The organism is Psychromonas sp. KJ10-10 (genome assembly GCF_047323245.1).
Lineage (GTDB): Bacteria > Pseudomonadota > Gammaproteobacteria > Enterobacterales > Psychromonadaceae > Psychromonas.
In genome coordinates, this window is sequence record NZ_CP178826.1 from 2,308,579 (window position 1) to 2,326,014 (window position 17,436).

Genomic DNA, 17,436 nt, shown 5'->3' on the forward strand with positions numbered 1-17,436 from the left:
ATTTATGGATTTAAAAAGTACTGTTTTATTTCATTTCTTGTTCGATCAGCCACATACGAAATGCTTTTTTATCCGCGCTTGATAAACCGTTATAAATCGTTTTTATTGTCTCGCCGTTTGCAGACATAGAAGCAACAACATTAGCTATGTTTGTTGTATCAGTATTCGATGCCTTGGTTTCTGTTGTTTCTGAATCTGCAGTTAGTTTTTGTTGATTGTAAGTAGCAACAACTTTCTCAATATTACCATAAGGAAAAAAACCATTAGAGATTAATACATCGCTATCTTCAACTGTATATTGCTTGTCCTTTGAAATAATATTCCAGTTAAGTTCGTTATCTATTGCACGCGACGCTTGGTATTCATTTTTAAAATTATCAACAGATATTTGTGTATTCTGTTGAATATCTATAGTAAAAATAGAAGGGCGACTTTGTACTTCTTGTAATTCTTGCCCCTCATCAAACACTTTTTCGAAACGAGCCACAATTTGATGTTCACCTGCTTCTATTTCTGGTTTACTACGACTCTTAAATATTTCTGAATTAACATCTTTTCCGTCAATTGCTAAAATTTTAACACCATTAATGCCTGTTAATTCTAATGCATAACTACTTTGCACTAATAATAATCGTTTGCTAGGGTGAAAATCTTTTTCATAAATATTCCTTTAAAATTTGTAGTCTAAATAAACCATTATGCGAATGCAGTTTATACTGCTGATCCAAACTGAGTTCGTCAACCTCTTGTTAATGGTATTGTATGACAATGAATTTTTTTGAATCTTTTAGGCAAGGGTCTCCTTTTTTATTAAAACTTTAGTTCTGAAGTTGTCCTTTTGACGTAATTAAAAATGCTAAATAATACTTCTACTATGTTAAAATAAACTCTTATCGTAAAACTATAGAGAGAATAAAATGCTCATTAATAAAAATACAGCAGTTGAGTTTCATTACACCTTGAGTAGTGAAGGAAGTGTAATTGAAAGCAGTGTGAATGATAAAGCAATGGGTTATTTACATGGTCATGGTGGAATTTTTCCTGCATTGGAAGAAGCATTAGTTGGTAAAACTATCGGTGATAAAATTGAAGTGACATTAACACCTGAACAAGCTTATGGACTGCGCCGTGAAGAAGGGCATATTCAACGGATTCCTATCAAGCATCTACAAGCAAATGAAAAATTAAAAGTAGGCACTGTTGCACTTGTTGAGTCTAATCAAGGTCGTCAACAGGTTACTATTGTTAAATTAGGTAAGTTTAATGCTGATTGTGATTTAAACCATCCCTTTGCAGGTAAAACACTCTTTTTTGCAATTGAAATAATGTCGGTACGTCCCGCAACTGAAGAAGAGATTAGTCATGGTCATATTCATGCCGAAGGTGGCTGTGGTCATTAAAATATTGAAAACCTATTAAATGGGTTATCTATATTTTTGCGTTGTAAAAAATAAATTCATCAAAATTCAACCGAGTTCACTGCTATGCTTTTGGGATAATCAACCAATAAAATGAACTCGATTGTTTTAAATACTTAGAACTTAAATATGAAACGAATAACATTATATTCGACAAATCAATGTCCACATTGTGAAACGGCAAAGCGTTACTTAGAATCGCAAAAAATATCCTTTCGCTTAATTAATGTGAAAAGCCCTGCAGGACAAAAAGAGTTTGCTAAAACAGGGTTTAGAGCTGTACCCATTCTTAAAGTTGGGGAAGATTATTTAAATGGTTTTTCTATTGCGAAATTCAATAAGCTTTTACGTAGTTAAAAGCTCCTCATTTTATTAGCTTTTTAAATCATACCTATCGTTGCATTTTTTTACCTGGAAGAATTTTGAAAAACTCAATTATAATCTCGCCTTTTTTACGTGTTACCTTTACTTCAATTTTATCTCTATTCATTTTTGTTTGTTCTATGGTAACAACTAATGCAACAGCACAGGAGTTGAATTCACAACCGAAAATTGTACAGGTTAAATCTATTGATCTGCTACGTGTATTTTTTAAAGAAATAGGTTACTTAGAAACAAGCTGGAAGACAGGTAAAGAAGTTATACCGCGCTTTTCTTTTGAAGGAATAACCGATAGTTGGGCAACCAAAATAAGTGAGTTATCTACTAAAAACAAAAAATCACTGTTTTTTAGGTTAATGACACCTTTAATTTTAATTGCAAATGAAAATATCTTAGCGGAACGTAAAATTGTTGAAACAGCGCCATTAGATTCAAAAATTTTAATTGATATTGCAGTGAAATATCACGTATTTCTATCTAATGTAGAACAAATGAGTTTGACAGAGGAGCAACGTATTTTGCTACTGAGAACGAGTTGATATTTTGCCTCCGTCATTAGCAGTTGTGCAAGCCGCTAAGGAAAGTGGCTGGGGCACATCTCGTTTTGCTCGTGAAGGCAATGCACTGTTTGGCCAGTGGGACTTTACAGGTCAGGGTATAAAACCACTTCAACAACGAGAAGAATTGGGTAATTACAGTATTGCTACTTTCACCAGTCCATTCGCTTCAGTGGAGGGGTATATGCTTAATATAAATACTAATGAAGCTTACCTTGAAACGCGTCAATTAAGAGCAAAAATAAGATCAAACAATAAACGCATCACGGGGATAGAACTTGCTCCCACACTTGATAAATACTCTGAAACTGGAAAAGTTTATACGGATGATCTATTAAAAATGATTAAATACAATGAACTTGAAAGTTTAGATTATTTAACTTTGTCAGATAAAGAGATGGTTTATATAAAAAATCAGTAATTTTAATAATAAAATTACTGATTTGATTGGTTCATTTGTTGATTTAACCATTGCATACCTGTGTCTTTACATTTAAAAACTTTACTATTAATACCTTCCTGAGGAACGTGTTTAAAGCCGATGTTTTTGACTGTATCAGAAGCAAATACAATGGCTTTAGCAACGATGTTTTTTTGCATCAACCAGTTATTATTTATACATACTTCGTTGTAGGCTTCAGGTGTCGCACCTTCTAACTCTTGATAATCACAGAACAATAAAAAACAATTGCCATCGAAATGTTCTATTGATTGCCTTAGTTCCTTAAATGCTCGCTTTTGCTCCCTGTTCATTAAAAGCACCAATAAATTTTATTTGAACAATATTAGCAGTGACTTCTATATGGTAATCACCATGTGCTTTCATTTTATGGCCTCTTTTTTCTTATTCAACTTGCATCATATTTTTATGCTTAGTTTGTATTATGGACCATATTGTATATTTATTTGCTATTTGTTGTCTTTTTGTTGTGTTTTGGTTAACTAAGCGTGTTTTTATGAATAGTTTGATGGGAGATGTTTTACTATATTAGATGTTAAGATACGGTAAAAAATAAGGATTATAGTATTAATAGAAGGGAGCTATCATTCGGATAATCTAGCATATATAAATTACCCGACAGGGACTTGAATTAAACTTTAATACAACTTAACTTATGTTCTTCATGTTGCTGAAATACTTGCTTTTCTTGAGTCATATTTTTAAGCCAAAATCCTTTTTTTACACGTGGTAGAACAAGTAAAAATTTGACTAACTCTTCAATGAGCACACAGGCAAATACCCAGTGATAAGGTAACTGAAAGATTGATGCTACAGTCCATGTGATAGGAAGCGAAAGTACCCACATCGCAAACATATCGGCATATAATACGTAACGACTATCCCCCCAGCACGCAGTATTCCCATAATTAGCACCATATTGACAGTTTTAAGCCAAAAACCTAACCCCATGACAACTATCAGGTTCTGACTGAGGCTAAGTATTACCATGTCATGGCCTATTATCCAGGGTAAAAATAAAGGACTAAAGGCAATTAGCAGTAACCCTATTGCAAAGGAGATAATTGGTAACCCCCAGGTAAACAATTTGGCAAGCTGTTTGGCTTGTGAAAATTCGTTCTTACCCAAATGTTGCCCAATTAAGATTGCACAGGCATTTACAAAACCTAAAAATAAGCTGTGGTACATGGACTCAATCGGCGAAACTAAACTTACAGTTCGCTAAAGCGTTGGTACCACTAATAGAAGCAATGGCATGATAAGCAAAAGTACCAAGCCCCCAAATACTAAAGTTAATGCATAATGGCCAGGTTGTTTGCCAAAACTGTTTTGCATGTAAGAAGATTAAGCTAATGTTTACCATTAATGCACTAACAGAAAACATATGTTTTTTATGTTTTAAATAAGCTAATAAAATTACCACCTGTAACAGTCTTGCAATGTCGCTCGCAATAGCGACACCAGCTAAGCCAAGGGCGGGGATTTGCCAAAAACCGTTTATTAATAAATAATTAAAAAGGATGTTAATAACTATCGCAATAGTGGCGATAACTAATGGTAGTACTGTATTCGCTTGAGATCTTAATGCACCTTCATAAACGATTATAATATGCGTTAAGAAAAGTAAAGGGATGCTCAAACGCAAATATAAAGCAGTGAAATCGATTAAATGATTATCCTCACTTAATAACATAACCATGGTTTCAGGCAATATGAAAAATATCATTGCAATAGGAATTAATAAAATAATCCCAGCTAATAGTCCAAGTACAACAAAACTTTGACTGCTACTACTTTCCTTACTTGCGAAGTATTGTGCTACTAAAATAGAGACGGCAGTGCCAATGCTAGCCATAATGAGAATGAGCACAAAATGCATTTTAGTCGCCAAACCAATCGCGACTACCGCGCTACTACCAAGGCCTGTTACCATAAAAACATCCGACATTGCGAGCACGCTGACTAAGACACTTTGCAATGCGACAGGCAAGGCTATTTTAAATATTTTATTCCATTCAATATTTTTCAACATCACATTCTCCTCAAAATTTATAGTGCTATTTTAGGTTTTATGATGATTTTTGCTATGCAGAGAACTATCATTAAGGTGTAAAAAACTATCATTTTATTTTTTGTGTTGTGTTTTTAATAAAGCTACTGAATGGGAAGGGTAATAAAAAATGAACAAAAAAACAGACTTTGTTAATTACATTAATGTTGGTGAGCGTTGTCATGAAATTTTTTTAACAAGAGACGAACTACCAGAAATGAGTCACTTTGGTATCAATATGGCTGGCATTGCAAAATTAACGCCGCCTTATCATGTAGAGCGGAATAACCCTAGAGAGCATTCTATTTTAATTACGCAATCGGGACAGGGTTTTTTGCAGTGGGAGCATGGTGAAAAAATAATTGAAGCTAATTCACTGGTTATATTGCCTGCGGGAGAAAGTTTCCGTTTTACGATAAAAGGAGAACATTGGAATTTATGCTGGATCCTGTTACAAGAAAAACATGAATTATTAAAACAAAAATCCTTTCCTCAACGGATTTATTCCTGTTTTGATGCTGAAAGTATTCATCTTATTTTTTCTCTACTGGCGCTTGAAAGACAAAAGATTCTTTGTTTCGACAAGCAAGCATGGGACAACTTTTACGTTATTTGAAATTGAACTTTGCACAGGAGCAACAGGTTGCAGAAACTCGTCTCGACCATGCCTTTACAAAAGTAGAGCAAGCTTTACATCAACCTTGGACAGTGGCCAGTATTGCAGAGTTATGCCATTACTCTGAACCTCATTTGTTTAGACTTTGTAATAAACAATATGGTGTCGGTCCTAAACAAAAATTACAACAAATGCGCATCGAAAAAGCGAAACAATTGTTGTTGGATACACAGTGGCCTGTCAACGAAGTCGCTCAGCGATTAGGTTTTTCAGATGCACATAATTTTTCTAACTTCTTTAAAAAATTTGTGGGAGTGAGCCCAAAGGGATATCGAAAATAATACTTTTTAGTGAACAAACATAGCGATAGAAATGATCATTAAAAAAACAGAAAAGATTCGCTTTAGAATTTTTGTTGGTAGTGTAGTTGCCAATCTTGCGCCATATTTGGTGGTAAATACTGAGGTCATTGATATACAAATTAGAGCCGGTAAGTAAACATATCCAACACTATAGGCTGGTAGGTTTTCGACTTGAGTACCATGCCAAATAAAACCCACCATACCAGAAAGAGCAATTATGCAACCGCAAACAGCAGAGGTACCAATCGCTTTTCTCATTTCAACCCCGTAATGATTTAAAAAAGGGACGGTCAATGCTCCTCCTCCGATACCTGCCAAACTTGCAATACTGCCAATAATAACACCTGTTGTTGAGGTTAAATAACCATTAGGCATAATACGAACTTTTGTTGCTTTGATTGAAAAAAACATTTGAATTGCTAAAAAAACACAATAATCGCAAATACTTTTGGTAAATACTGATTAGGAATTAATTCCGCAATATAGGTCCCCATAAAGCCACCTATAATGACGCCAGGGATTAACCATTTAACAATAAATAGTTCTACATTGCCTAATTTAATGTGATTAATGGCAGAGGAGCCCGAGGTGAAAATGATGGTCGCTAATGAAGTTGCTAATGCAAAATGGATTGATAGGGTAGGATCTATTCCTGCAAGCGGTAAAATAAATACGAGTGAAGGCACAACTTGTAAACCGCCACCTATTCCAAGTAAACCTGCAAGTACGCCGACAATCGCACCTAATGCTAATAACAATGCGACTAATTCAATTGTCACCGTGTTTCCTTAAGTAGGGTTAAAAGAGTATTTATTTTAACCTGAATATAAACTAGTCGCTAGGGCCTGTTGATCTTTCAAGTTTATTTTTGCAACGAGTTGCTGGCTTTTTATACAAGGCTGAGCTTGTGATGTGTGGTTATTCCACATGAATAAGCGAAAACGCAGTAGAAAGAGTCAGCAAACGTTGCCCTACGGGTTACCACAAAATTTAAACGGCAAAGTTCAACAGGCCCTTGGGACTATAAGTTATTATTTTTTACGTGCGGTAAGTCTTGTATTAATTATCATAGAATATTTTATAATGAGATTATGTTATCTTGTCGAAATGTATTTCTTTCGTTATTTGGATAATTAATGATATTAAAGGTCTCAATAGAATGAAAATTGTTGCTGTGACAGCCTGTCCAACAGGTATTGCTCATACTTATATGGTCGCTGATTTATTAACTAAACACGCACAAAAAATGAGTATCCAAATAAAAGTCGAAACGCAGGGAGCAATGGGTATTGAAAACCCTCTTACTGATTTAGATATCGAACGGGCAGATGTTGTTTTAATTGCTTCAGATATTGACATTGAGCACGCAGATCGTTTTAGCCATTGTAAATTGCAACAAGTCAGCATAGAAGAAGTTTTAACCGACGTTAATAAGGTACTAGTACTTTGTCAGAGTTTATAACAGATAAATGTATCGTTGAAGATAATGAAAATTGAAAGACGTATTACCTTTATTATCGGTGAAGAAGGATTTGCTACTTGGAAAATAAACCGGCTTAAAACACTTAGTCACTTTTTTCGCTCTGTGATTATTTTACAAAATATCAGCATAGCTGACAGTGCCAACACAGCACATACTCTAGAAATATTAAGTATTGGTTGTAAAAACAATGATTTATGCCAGTTATGGATTGAAGGCTCAGATGCCGAACTGGCTTGCATGGTGCTCACAGACTTTATTGATCAACACTTTACCATTGTGAATACCTCCCATAAAAAGAACGAAAATAAAAGCAATTCCATTATTGCGAATCATCCTATTTTTTATCTTAATTTTTCCCTTAGCTATTATTTTAACTCTATTGAAATTGACGAGCATATTAAAAAAAGGATGTTATTTCAAAGCTTGCTCAATTTTTTACTAGGCCGTTATCTCAGGTAGTTGAAAAGGCTTTAATGAAGCGGGAAGATTTATCTTCGACGGCGGTAGGCAATGAGTTGGCAATTCCTCACGTGATGCTAAGTGATATTTCACAACCCTCAATCATAGTACTTCGTTTAAATCGGGCTCTGAATTGGCATTCGAACCTTGGTGACGTTAAGATGATAATTGCAATCTTGATACCTTCACCAGCTCCTCCTGAAATGATCAAATCAATCACCAAGTTAACACGATCATTAATTGATTCTTATAATTGTAAATTAATCGCGGCCAATACTGATGCGGAAGCAATAAAAGCGATTTTGTTTCATCTTATGTCTCGTAAACTTCCCGGTTAATAAACTGCTGTTAGTTTTGCTTATCCAGAACTGAGGTTAGTTATTTCAATTCATATTGCGATATTCACTGGGTGTTTTACCAGTTTTATTTTTAAACACTCGAAAAAAATAATTTACATCTTGAAAACCGCGACGGGTAGCAATTTCATTGAGCTTAAAGGGGTATTTTTTTAGCATAAATTTAGCCCTGTCTAAACGTACCCAAATAATATAATCAGAAAGTGTCATATGTCCTTGCTGGCGAAATAAACGTGAAAGGTGGTTAGGTGAAATATTGAACCGCTCAGCAATAATTGTTCGTGTGATAGCTATATGAAAATGTTCTTGAATATAAATACAAATGCCTTGGTATAAATCTTCACTGTGAGTTTTTATCGATTGAGCTTGTGTTGAGATCATCGATTTGCTGTAACTCATGAGTGCAAGTAATAAGTATTCATCCATAGGGCTTTTATTGAGTTCAAAGGCAAGAGAATTTAATGCATCAATAATATGGTCAATAGCATGACCGGTTCGAGTTTGTACACTATGTTTTCGAACGTTATAAAATCCACTTTCCCCTTTTTTCTTACTGACTAAACTAAAACCTACTTGTCTGCGTCCAAATAATAGACTAAGCACGGTACAATCACTATTCCAGGCAGGTTTATTCCAACAATTCGGGGAATAAAAAGTACATCACCTGTAATCAGTGGAATATCGATAATATCGTGGTTTGAACCTTCTATTTGATTATTATACTGGCCACTCACGACTAACTCTAAACGCGGAAAGTTAACCTGATAACTTAATAATGGAGGTGTTGAGCTATCCCCTGCAAAGAAAATTTGTTTTAAATCTGTTCTTTCAGAAAGGGTTTTATTGAGTAAATCGTGGAAAACATTGCTCATTTTTCTTCCTTATTAACTTATTTTTAACTAAAAAATGGTGACTAAAATCACTTTTTAATTTTATAGGATGGTTATTTAAGTCCAGCATGATTTATTGATAATTAATACGTTAAAAGTAAATGTCAAAATTACTTTAAACTATATTTCTTTAAGTTATTGAATAATTGAGGCTAATTTTTAATTTGTTGTTGTTTTATCTATTTCAATAAAGATTTAAAAATTTGCTACAAATCACACTTGTTATATTGAGATACAATAATCCAGTAAATGCATTCTGTGTACACTATCACCTTTGTTAACTCTAAGTAACAATATTAATAAGCAAGAAGAGTAAACAGACATAAAAAGGAGATACGATCATGAAGATAACCGATTTAATTAATGAGAATCTAATTTGCTTAGAGCTTCGGGCAAAGACCAAAAAAGAGGTTTTTGAGGAATTAATAGAAAGGCTACATGCACAGGATAAAATACAAGATAAAACGCAATTCTTAGCCGATGTAGAAAAGAGAGAAGAACTTGGGAATACAGGTTTTGAAGAGGGGGTTGCTCTGCCTCACGCTAAAAGTGCGGCTGTGCTAACACCGGCGATTGCAATCGGTATCAGTAAATCTGGTATTGATTATGGCGCTGAAGATGGTAAACCTTCAAAGTTATTTTTTATGATAGCCTCTCCCGAGAATGCCAGTGATCACCATATAGACGTGCTAACTGTGCTGTCTTCAAAACTGATTGAAGAAGGCTTTATTGATAAACTTTTAGGTGCTAAAACGGCTCAGCAAGCTTTGGACCTTTTGCTAGAAAAGGTTACTCCGAGTATCACTAATCCTATTGCTGATAAAGGATTTATTATTGGTGTAACAGGTTGTCCAACTGGCGTTGCTCATACCTATCTAGCGACAGAGGCATTGGAAAAAGCCATGACTGAATTAGGTTATAAAATTAAAGTAGAAACAAATGGTTCTATTGGAGTAAAAAACTCGCCAACAGCAGAGCAGAAATCGAGGTACGCCGATGCGATTATTGTTGCCTCTGATAAACAAATTGAAATGACCCGCTTTTCTAGTAAAAAATTAATTGAAACTGGTGTAAAAGATCCAATCAAAGATGCAAAAGGGCTTATTACTAAGTCACTCAATGCTTCTGTTTATCAAGCAGACAATAAGCATAAAAAATCATCGCAAAGTAAAGTGAATAACACACGTACTAATCTTTACCGCCAACTAATGAATGGGGTGTCTCATATGATCCCATTTGTTGTTACCGGAGGTTTATTAATTGCGCTTTCACTTGCGCTAGGTGGTCAACCAACTGAAGCCGGTATGGCAATTCCACCAGATAGCTTATGGAATAAAGTATTAGATGTTGGTGTGGTTGCCTTTACGTTAATGATCCCGGTTTTAGCGGGCTATATTGCCTATGCGATAGCAGATCGTCCTGCCTTAGCACCAGGTTTAATTGGTGGTTGGATTGCTAATAATGGCTCTTTTTACGATGCCGATGCTGGAACTGGGTTTATTGGTGCGATTGTGGCGGGTCTACTGGTTGGTTATTTTATAAAGTGGCTCACTAGTATTAATTTCCATAAGTTTATACAACCACTGGTGCCAATTATGATAGCACCTATCGCTGGTTCATTATTTATTTCTGGTCTGTTTATCTTTGTAATAGGAGCACCTATTGCAGGGTTAATGGAAGGACTAAATAGTCTTTTAACTAGCATGAGTACGGGCAATGTTATTTTATTAGGTATTGTGTTGGGTGGTATGGCTGGCTTTGATATGGGCGGACCCTTTAACAAAGTTGCCTTTCTATTTTCTGTTGGCATGATTGCCAGTGGGCAAACTCAATTTATGGGCGCGATGGCTTGTGCAATTCCTGTTGCACCATTGGGAATGGGTTTAGCAACGGTTATTGGACGTAAGCTTAATTTGTTTGAAGACTCTGAAATTGAAGCGGGTAAAGCGGCCGGCGCGATGGGGTTAGTAGGTATTTCTGAAGGAGCAATTCCATTTGCGACTCAAGATCCACTTTCAGTGATCCCTGCTAATGTTTCTTGGTTCAATGGCGAGTTGCTGTTATGGCTTTTTCCTTTGGTGTTACTAATAGTGTTGCACATGGCGGGCCGATTGTTGCTTTATTAGGGGCAATGAATAAACCAATTATTGCCTTATTGTGTATGGTGGTTGGTGCGGTAGTAACAGCTGTTGTTTGCTTGATGTTGAAAAAGATTCGTCAAGCAAAATTACAAACACAATTAGCGTATTAGATTGTTAGTTAATTAATGATTGAAACGATTAAAAGTTGGGTAAGAGCTAATCGCTTACCCAACTTTTTGCTAATGACAGATGAGAAATTATTTCATGTCTTGTTCTAATAACCATAAACGAAATGCTTTTTCTGTTCCTTTGACGCTTGTTGGTAAAGCGAAATTAAAGCATTATTCTGTTCAACTTGAGCACTAGGCGCACTAGTATTCATAACAGGTGTAACAGGAGCATTAATTATAACTGGCGCACTTGCAGGTTTTGTTACTGCTACTGGTTTAGGTTGAGGAGGCATAACAATAATGTTATTTTCCTGATTGTAAGTTGCAAGTAATTTATCGAGATTACCAAAAGGCATAAACCCTTTACCTTTTAGTGTGTCTGCATTTTTAATCAGGTATTCATTACTGTCACTGATAATTTTCCAGGTTACATTCTTTTCTATTTCTCTTTTAGCAACACGGTGAGATCTAAATTTATTTACAGAAATAATAGTATCTTCCTGTAAATCAAGAGTGAGAACTGTTGGGTTACTTGAAAGGGAGATTCATCATGAAATCTAGTTGAATAACGAACTACGACTTGATGTTTACCTTTATTTAGGTCAATTTCTTCTTTTTTCTCTAGCAATCTAGTTTCTAGTTCTTGACCATCAATGATTAAAATCTCTACACCTGTATCACCTTGCAAATTAAGTGCGAAGCTTGTTGGTATCATTGCTAATGTTAGTAGTAGTGCTGATATTTTTTTCATAGTTATTCCAAGTCATAAAATTTATTTGATAAGTCATTACAATTATTTAAATCTATCAAATAGAATTAAATAAATAAAAATTATAACGTTTATTGTTAATAAAAGTATCTAAAAATTTTCTTTGTATGATACCTGTGCAGGAAACTATTTATTTACGGGTGGGGGATTTAAGGATACAAAGCCTTCATTTTTTCAAAAGTGGAATTTTTTTGGAAGGCTTTATTTTATTATGAATGGCTAATCGGCGTCTTTATTAGTTTTGTCTTTCATAACATTTCTAATAAAGAAAAACATTAAAAATGTAAAGATACTCGCCGTGACTCCTATGCCAATAAGTGAGTAATAAACAACGGGGTCGTTGAGTAACATATCAAAAAAGTCCATAGTATCTCCCATTTATTATAAATTTTGTTAAAAGTTAAGCCTTAACATAAAATTTACAATATAATGGTCAGTTGATTTAATGGCTGATTTGGATCAAGAGAGGAATAAAAAAACCACACCTTAGGTGTGGTTTGATAGGCATGTCATGTTTTTAGGTGGCTAGAATTACTCAGGTAATAGCGCATTATGATAAACGTTTTGAACGTCATCACAGTCATCTAACATTTCCATAAATTTATTAAATTTATCCATGTGCTCTGGCGCTATATCGGCATCAGTCTGTGGAACAAAAGTGACCTCTTCAACTTCAAGTTCTATGTCTGGATAACTTTCAAGAATGGCAGTTTTCGCTTTGTAGAATTCAGTGTGCGGGCAGAAAACGCTGATTTTACCGTCTTCGGTTTCTACATCTGTCACATCAACGTCAGCCATAATAAGGTCTTCTAATACAGCTTCATCATCTTCACCAGCAAATACAAACACAGCTTGCTGTTCAAACATATGTGCGACAGAACCGGGAGAACCAATTTTAGCATCGGTTTTAACAAAACAGTTTCTGACTTCAGTCCAAGTACGTCTATTATTATCCGTTAAACAGTCTACAATCACACTACAACCACCCGGTCCAAAACCTTCATAGGTAGCACGTTCGTAATCTTCACCTGCACCACTTTGTGCTTTTTCTATTGCACGATCAATAACGTGACTTGGAACTTGGTCTTTTTTAGCACTATCGATTAAACGACGTAGGGCTAGATTTCCATCTGGATCAAATCCACCTGTTTTTGCACTAACGTAGATTTCTTTTGAATACTTTGAATAAATTTTTGTTTTTGCGCCCGCAGTTTTAGCCATTGACTCTTTACGGTTTTGATATGCTCTTCCCATCGGATCAAACTCTTTTTGTAAGTTAATTAAAAAAATATCGCTAAATTCTACCCCTAAGGGCAGTTGTGCGCTAGTGTGAGAGCAATAAATATTGAGCTAGATAAAAAATAATAGGCAATAATCGCTGACATCGTTCTAAAAGGATAAAAAATGCACAGTAAAGTTGAGAAAATATTAGCGCAACTAAACACAGTATTACTTGGTAAGGTCACTCAAACCAAACTTGCTTTAGTATGTTTGTTGGCTGATGGGCATTTGTTAATTGAAGATTTACCGGGTATGGGTAAAACGACTTTAGCATCGACCTTAGCAAAAACCTTAGGTCTTAATTATCAACGAGTTCAATTTACCAGTGATATGTTACCCGCAGATATTATTGGTGTGTCTATTTTTGACCCTAAAAGACAGATGTTTAGTTTTCATCAAGGGCCTGTTTTTAATCAAGTGTTATTAGCCGATGAAATCAACCGAGCAAGTCCTAAAACACAAAGTGCATTATTAGAAGCAATGGAGGAAAAACAAGTATCGGTTGATGGTGAAACCTATCCATTACCTAGTCCATTTTTTGTCATCGCGACACAAAACCCGCTTGATCAAGTTGGGACCTTTCCATTACCCGAATCTCAATTGGATCGATTTATGATCCGCATAAAGCTTGGTTTTCCGAGTAGAGAGGCTGAGATGCAAATGCTTAAACATCGCCAAAGCAACACCTCGATTGAAGAAGTGGTGACAGTTGATGAATTGAAAGCAATGCAATTAGCGGTACAAGAAGTTGAAGCAAGTGATGCCTTGCTCGATTATTTAATCAGGTTAATAGCAGAAAGCCGAAATGGCGGACTTGCTGTTCATCCTTTATCACCACGTTGTAGTAAAACACTTTTGCAGGCTTCTAAGGCGATGGCATATATTAATAAACGCAATTACGTTATTCCAGAGGATGTGCAAGCGGTATTTGTTGCTGTTACGGAACATCGATTAATGGGTAGTCAAAGTGAGAAGATTGATAACGATGCTTTTAGTGAAACCATTCTTAAACGTATTGATCCGCTTAACTAATGTTTAATAATTTTATTCGTAAACGCTTTGATAAATGGTTGGTTAAGCGAATGCCTGCGCAAAGGAAAATTACTTTAAATAGTGGTAACACCTTTATTTTTCCTTCTAAAACAGGTCTGCATTTTTTAATAAGCTGTTTAATTTTATTCTTATTAGGTACTAATTATCAGAATAACTTAATTCTATTTTTAGTGTTTTTTCTGTGTAGTTTTATGTTTACTTGTTTGTTATTCAGCTATCAAAATATCGCAGGACTTGGTTTGAAGGCCATTCAACCAGAAGCGCAGTTTGCCTCTTCACCCTGTCGATTTACATTGACATTACAACAACCTAAATCTCAGGTGCAAGATGTTAATTTTTATTTTAAATCGGCTCAATCGGATTTAGAAAGCACCATTAAAAATGAAACTGTTGTGCTTTATAGTTATTCTGAGCATCGAGGATATTTTAATCCTGGAAGAGTGACGGTTAAATCCAGTTTCCCCTTTGGTTTATTTAATGTTTGGACGCATTTGGATTTTGACTTAAGGGTGCTTTTATACCCTTCGCCAATCGAAAATCAATTAACACAAAGTAAAACCGCCGATAAGTCGCAACATAATACATTATATCAACCTGTTGTAGGCGTTGAGCAGTTCTCTACTTTAAAAAGTTATCAAATAGGTGAATCTTTAAAATCAGTTGCCTGGAAACAATTGGCTCAAGGAAGAGGGTGGTTAAGCAAACAATTTGAACAATCGGCGGGTGGTGATTTATTGTTAGATATTCGTCACCTTGGTCATTTGTCGCTTGAAATGCGTTTAAGTTACTTAACATATCAGATAGTGACATTAGAAAAAATTAAACAACGTTACGCACTAACATTGAATCAGCATCATATTGAAATAGGACTTGGAACATCACATAAAGAAAGGTGCTTACGAGCCTTGGCTTTATTTAATGTGAGTGAAAAGGAAAATCAAGATACAGCATTTCAATCAGAATCTTCTCGGCATCAATTATGAATGAATTTTTATGAATGAGTTTTTATGAATGAGTTTTTAAGTCGCTTTAACCTTGCTTTAATTATAGTTACCTATAGCGCGATTGTGCTGGCACTGTTTCAACAATTAAATACCTATATTGTATTGTTAGGGATGTTATGTGCTTTTTGGCGTAGCGCACATTTCTATGCTTGGGTTAATTTATTATCTGGCAGATGGTTGATGCTAGTTTCCCTTATAGCAACCGCTCTCACCGTAGTTTTGGTTTTTCAGCAGGGTGTTTTTAACATCATGTTACATATTATATTTCTTGGCTTTAGCTTAAAGTTCTTAGAGTTAAAATCAGTTCGTGATGTGTATTTTTTGTTAATACTGGCTTTATTCTGATTGCCTTATTTTTTATTTTTAACACTTCTATTTTCGCTACCTTTATCGTTAGCATATTAGCCTTGATGCTCTTAGCTATTTTATTAAGCTTACATGCTAAATCGATACGTAAAAGTGCTTATTTGCCAATTTTAATCAAAAGTAGTTTATTAAGTTTACCCTTAGCTATTTTATTATTTTTAGTTATGCCTCGTTTGCCTGCTCTTTGGCAGGTTCCAATACAAAATCAGGCGACAACGGGTCTCAGTGATACTGTCAGTCCTGGTGATATTGCTAATTTAAGCCGTTCAAGTGCCTTAGCATTTAGGGCAACCTTTAAAGGCGAGGTTGTAGGCGCAAGTGATCGTTATTGGCGGGCAATGACACTGGATTTATTTGATGGCAAGACATGGTCACAAAGCAGTGCATTAAAACGCGAAGAGTTTAGAGCGAAACGTCGAAGATCAAGAAATACACAGTTACTTGAGAGCAATCAGGTAGAAATTTCGAGTGATATAATAAAAACTGAATACGAATTAATTATCGAGCCTCATTATAATCATTGGGTGCCAGTATTAGATTATGCTTCGCCAGTTGATAAGTTGATTCGATTAACTGATTTTTCATTACGTAGCCAACAACCTATTGTGACTAGAAAATCGCTTACAGTGTTACAACTAAATCAAGGCGAGCAACAACCATTATCAGAAGCTGAAATACAACAATTTACTCAGCTTCCAAGTGCATTAACTTCACAGGATAACCAACAAACCGATGCTTGGATTAATTTACTGTTGCAACAAGGTATGAGTAAAGACAACATATTAAAACAATTACTCAAGGATTTTTCTACGGGGTTTAGATATACCTTGTCTCCTCCTTTATTAACAGAAAACCAAATTGATGATTTTTTGTTTAATAGCAAGGCAGGATTCTGTGTGCATTATGCGAGCAGTTTTCTTTATGTGGCTAGGCGTCTAGGATTCCCAGCTCGTATGGTGACGGGGTATTTAGGAGGCGAATGGCAGGAGACAGAGGGTTTCTTTATTGTACGTCAATATGATGCTCATGCATGGGTTGAAATTTGGCGTAATGGTACTTGGGAAAGAATCGATCCAACTGCCTATGTTGCCTCTGAACGTGTGGAGTCTGGTTTACAAGCTGGGCTAACAGATAGCAATGAATTTTTAGCTGGTCAGTACTTTTCATTAGAAAGGTGGCGAAACCTTTGCTTTACTCAATCAGTTACGTGCAAGAATTGCACAGGTTGATTATCTATGGGCTCGTTATGTGGTTAATTTTGACAATCAATCGCAAATTAAATTAATGCAAAAATGGCTAGAAAAAATGCCTTGGTTAAAATTAACCTATGGTATTTTATTATTGATGGTGTTTATATTTTTGATGCTGTTATTGTTTATTTTTAAACCCTGGCAAGTAAAGAAATATGCTCGAGAAGATCAGATTTATTTACAGTTACAAGCGCACTTTACAAAACAAGGTTATAAACGACAGAGTGGGCAATTAGTGAGTGAATATTGTGCTCATTTAAGCCATCAATTTTCTTTACCATTGAATTTATGCGAACATTTTTCGCAAAAATATAATCAAATAAAATATCAACCAAATCAGTCTACAAAGGCGTATCAAAAACGTCTGAAACAATTAATTCATATTAGTAAACAGCTTAAGAAACAGAGTAAGATAACGCCAAATGTTTAA

27 protein-coding genes and 1 pseudogene are annotated in these 17,436 nt (G+C 35.2%); 16 read left to right on the forward strand and 12 right to left on the reverse strand.

The window, feature by feature from the left end:
* Window positions 1-25: 25 nt before the first annotated feature.
* On the reverse strand, window positions 26-622 hold the full coding sequence (locus ACLKMH_RS13350; protein ID WP_413698612.1) for a DUF2057 family protein: 597 nt from the start codon (window positions 620-622) through the stop codon (window positions 26-28).
* 295 nt (window positions 623-917) lie between these two features.
* Here ACLKMH_RS13350 and ACLKMH_RS13355 point away from each other — a divergent pair, with 295 nt between their 5' ends.
* The 4 genes from ACLKMH_RS13355 to ACLKMH_RS13370 all read left to right on the forward strand — a co-directional run bounded on the left by ACLKMH_RS13355 (window position 918) and on the right by ACLKMH_RS13370 (window position 2,777).
* Window positions 918-1,400, forward strand: coding sequence for an FKBP-type peptidyl-prolyl cis-trans isomerase (locus ACLKMH_RS13355; protein ID WP_413698613.1), 483 nt, complete (start codon window positions 918-920; stop codon window positions 1,398-1,400).
* A 147-nt stretch (window positions 1,401-1,547) separates the two neighbouring features.
* Window positions 1,548-1,775, forward strand: a complete 228-nt coding sequence (locus ACLKMH_RS13360; RefSeq protein ID WP_413698614.1) for a glutaredoxin family protein — start codon at window positions 1,548-1,550, stop codon at window positions 1,773-1,775.
* Window positions 1,776-1,840: 65 nt separating this feature from the next.
* Window positions 1,841-2,338 carry a hypothetical protein gene (locus ACLKMH_RS13365; RefSeq protein ID WP_413698615.1) on the forward strand — a complete coding sequence of 166 codons (498 nt, stop codon included), beginning with the start codon at window positions 1,841-1,843 and terminating at the stop codon, window positions 2,336-2,338.
* 4 nt (window positions 2,339-2,342) lie between these two features.
* Complete coding sequence (locus ACLKMH_RS13370; RefSeq protein ID WP_413698616.1) at window positions 2,343-2,777, forward strand: glucosaminidase domain-containing protein; 435 nt, start codon at window positions 2,343-2,345, stop codon at window positions 2,775-2,777.
* Between the two features lie 14 nt (window positions 2,778-2,791).
* Here ACLKMH_RS13370 and ACLKMH_RS13375 read toward each other — a convergent pair whose 3' ends face one another.
* The 4 genes from ACLKMH_RS13375 to ACLKMH_RS13390 all read right to left on the reverse strand — a co-directional run bounded on the left by ACLKMH_RS13375 (window position 2,792) and on the right by ACLKMH_RS13390 (window position 4,848).
* Window positions 2,792-3,109, reverse strand: coding sequence for a hypothetical protein (locus ACLKMH_RS13375; RefSeq protein WP_413698617.1), 318 nt, complete (start codon window positions 3,107-3,109; stop codon window positions 2,792-2,794).
* Between the two features lie 338 nt (window positions 3,110-3,447).
* Window positions 3,448-3,672 carry a hypothetical protein gene (locus ACLKMH_RS13380; RefSeq protein WP_413702471.1) on the reverse strand — a complete coding sequence of 75 codons (225 nt, stop codon included), beginning with the start codon at window positions 3,670-3,672 and terminating at the stop codon, window positions 3,448-3,450.
* The gene (locus ACLKMH_RS13385) at window positions 3,627-4,004 is read right to left on the reverse strand and encodes an MATE family efflux transporter (protein WP_413698618.1); all 378 of its coding nucleotides are present in this window, start codon (window positions 4,002-4,004) and stop codon (window positions 3,627-3,629) included. Before ACLKMH_RS13385 ends, ACLKMH_RS13380 begins: the two co-directional genes overlap by 46 nt.
* A 4-nt stretch (window positions 4,005-4,008) precedes the next feature.
* Window positions 4,009-4,848, reverse strand: a complete 840-nt coding sequence (locus tag ACLKMH_RS13390) for an MATE family efflux transporter (RefSeq protein ID WP_413698619.1) — start codon at window positions 4,846-4,848, stop codon at window positions 4,009-4,011.
* A gap of 148 nt (window positions 4,849-4,996) precedes the next feature.
* Here ACLKMH_RS13390 and ACLKMH_RS13395 point away from each other — a divergent pair, with 148 nt between their 5' ends.
* Window positions 4,997-5,482, forward strand: a complete 486-nt coding sequence (locus ACLKMH_RS13395) for an AraC family ligand binding domain-containing protein (RefSeq protein ID WP_413698620.1) — start codon at window positions 4,997-4,999, stop codon at window positions 5,480-5,482.
* Window positions 5,458-5,823, forward strand: coding sequence for a helix-turn-helix transcriptional regulator (locus tag ACLKMH_RS13400; RefSeq protein WP_413698621.1), 366 nt, complete (start codon window positions 5,458-5,460; stop codon window positions 5,821-5,823). The genes ACLKMH_RS13395 and ACLKMH_RS13400 overlap by 25 nt, the downstream gene beginning before the upstream one ends.
* A gap of 6 nt (window positions 5,824-5,829) precedes the next feature.
* Here ACLKMH_RS13400 and ACLKMH_RS13405 read toward each other — a convergent pair.
* Window positions 5,830-6,623, reverse strand: a pseudogene (locus ACLKMH_RS13405) (sulfite exporter TauE/SafE family protein).
* 380 nt (window positions 6,624-7,003) lie between these two features.
* On the opposite strand from ACLKMH_RS13405, the gene ACLKMH_RS13410 reads away from it, so the two are divergent.
* Genes ACLKMH_RS13410 through ACLKMH_RS13420 form a run of 3 tightly spaced genes read left to right on the forward strand, consistent with a single transcriptional unit; the run spans window position 7,004 to window position 8,124 of the window.
* The gene (locus tag ACLKMH_RS13410) at window positions 7,004-7,306 is read left to right on the forward strand and encodes a PTS fructose transporter subunit IIB (RefSeq protein WP_413698622.1); all 303 of its coding nucleotides are present in this window, start codon (window positions 7,004-7,006) and stop codon (window positions 7,304-7,306) included.
* Between the two features lie 24 nt (window positions 7,307-7,330).
* On the forward strand, window positions 7,331-7,786 hold the full coding sequence (locus tag ACLKMH_RS13415; RefSeq protein ID WP_413698623.1) for a hypothetical protein: 456 nt from the start codon (window positions 7,331-7,333) through the stop codon (window positions 7,784-7,786).
* The gene (locus ACLKMH_RS13420; protein WP_413702344.1) at window positions 7,741-8,124 is read left to right on the forward strand and encodes a PTS sugar transporter subunit IIA; all 384 of its coding nucleotides are present in this window, start codon (window positions 7,741-7,743) and stop codon (window positions 8,122-8,124) included. The genes ACLKMH_RS13415 and ACLKMH_RS13420 overlap by 46 nt, the downstream gene beginning before the upstream one ends.
* 45 nt (window positions 8,125-8,169) lie before the next feature.
* Here ACLKMH_RS13420 and ACLKMH_RS13425 read toward each other — a convergent pair whose 3' ends face one another.
* On the reverse strand, window positions 8,170-8,745 hold the full coding sequence (locus tag ACLKMH_RS13425; protein WP_413698624.1) for a helix-turn-helix transcriptional regulator: 576 nt from the start codon (window positions 8,743-8,745) through the stop codon (window positions 8,170-8,172).
* The gene (locus tag ACLKMH_RS13430; protein WP_413698625.1) at window positions 8,712-9,014 is read right to left on the reverse strand and encodes a hypothetical protein; all 303 of its coding nucleotides are present in this window, start codon (window positions 9,012-9,014) and stop codon (window positions 8,712-8,714) included. Before ACLKMH_RS13430 ends, ACLKMH_RS13425 begins: the two co-directional genes overlap by 34 nt.
* Before the next feature lie 359 nt (window positions 9,015-9,373).
* On the opposite strand from ACLKMH_RS13430, the gene ACLKMH_RS13435 reads away from it, so the two are divergent.
* Both ACLKMH_RS13435 and ACLKMH_RS13440 read left to right on the forward strand, forming a co-directional pair.
* Window positions 9,374-11,158 (forward strand): fructose-specific PTS transporter subunit EIIC, encoded by a 1,785-nt coding sequence (locus ACLKMH_RS13435; protein ID WP_413698626.1) that lies wholly within the window; start codon window positions 9,374-9,376, stop codon window positions 11,156-11,158.
* Window positions 11,095-11,283, forward strand: coding sequence for a hypothetical protein (locus tag ACLKMH_RS13440; protein ID WP_413698627.1), 189 nt, complete (start codon window positions 11,095-11,097; stop codon window positions 11,281-11,283). The genes ACLKMH_RS13435 and ACLKMH_RS13440 overlap by 64 nt, the downstream gene beginning before the upstream one ends.
* A 104-nt stretch (window positions 11,284-11,387) precedes the next feature.
* Here ACLKMH_RS13440 and ACLKMH_RS13445 read toward each other — a convergent pair whose 3' ends face one another.
* The 4 genes from ACLKMH_RS13445 to ACLKMH_RS13460 form a co-directional block, all read right to left on the reverse strand.
* Window positions 11,388-11,828, reverse strand: a complete 441-nt coding sequence (locus tag ACLKMH_RS13445; protein ID WP_413702345.1) for a DUF2057 family protein — start codon at window positions 11,826-11,828, stop codon at window positions 11,388-11,390.
* Window positions 11,762-12,034: a DUF2057 family protein gene (locus ACLKMH_RS13450; protein ID WP_413698628.1), complete on the reverse strand. Its 273-nt coding sequence runs from the start codon at window positions 12,032-12,034 to the stop codon at window positions 11,762-11,764. The genes ACLKMH_RS13445 and ACLKMH_RS13450 overlap by 67 nt, the downstream gene beginning before the upstream one ends.
* 237 nt (window positions 12,035-12,271) lie before the next feature.
* A complete protein-coding gene (locus tag ACLKMH_RS13455) occupies window positions 12,272-12,418 on the reverse strand; it encodes a hypothetical protein (RefSeq protein ID WP_413698629.1) in 147 nt (48 codons plus the stop codon).
* A gap of 165 nt (window positions 12,419-12,583) precedes the next feature.
* On the reverse strand, window positions 12,584-13,306 hold the full coding sequence (locus ACLKMH_RS13460; RefSeq protein WP_413698630.1) for a YebC/PmpR family DNA-binding transcriptional regulator: 723 nt from the start codon (window positions 13,304-13,306) through the stop codon (window positions 12,584-12,586).
* A 150-nt stretch (window positions 13,307-13,456) separates the two neighbouring features.
* Here ACLKMH_RS13460 and ACLKMH_RS13465 point away from each other — a divergent pair, with 150 nt between their 5' ends.
* Genes ACLKMH_RS13465 through ACLKMH_RS13485 form a run of 5 tightly spaced genes read left to right on the forward strand, consistent with a single transcriptional unit; the run spans window position 13,457 to window position 17,436 of the window.
* Window positions 13,457-14,365: an AAA family ATPase gene (locus tag ACLKMH_RS13465; RefSeq protein ID WP_413698631.1), complete on the forward strand. Its 909-nt coding sequence runs from the start codon at window positions 13,457-13,459 to the stop codon at window positions 14,363-14,365.
* Window positions 14,365-15,369: a DUF58 domain-containing protein gene (locus ACLKMH_RS13470; RefSeq protein ID WP_413698632.1), complete on the forward strand. Its 1,005-nt coding sequence runs from the start codon at window positions 14,365-14,367 to the stop codon at window positions 15,367-15,369. The genes ACLKMH_RS13465 and ACLKMH_RS13470 overlap by 1 nt, the downstream gene beginning before the upstream one ends.
* 24 nt (window positions 15,370-15,393) lie before the next feature.
* Window positions 15,394-15,735 carry a transglutaminaseTgpA domain-containing protein gene (locus ACLKMH_RS13475; protein WP_413698633.1) on the forward strand — a complete coding sequence of 114 codons (342 nt, stop codon included), beginning with the start codon at window positions 15,394-15,396 and terminating at the stop codon, window positions 15,733-15,735.
* Window positions 15,736-15,764: 29 nt separating this feature from the next.
* On the forward strand, window positions 15,765-16,985 hold the full coding sequence (locus tag ACLKMH_RS13480) for a transglutaminaseTgpA domain-containing protein (protein ID WP_413702346.1): 1,221 nt from the start codon (window positions 15,765-15,767) through the stop codon (window positions 16,983-16,985).
* Window positions 16,986-17,004: 19 nt separating this feature from the next.
* Window positions 17,005-17,436, forward strand: a complete 432-nt coding sequence (locus ACLKMH_RS13485; RefSeq protein ID WP_413698634.1) for a hypothetical protein — start codon at window positions 17,005-17,007, stop codon at window positions 17,434-17,436.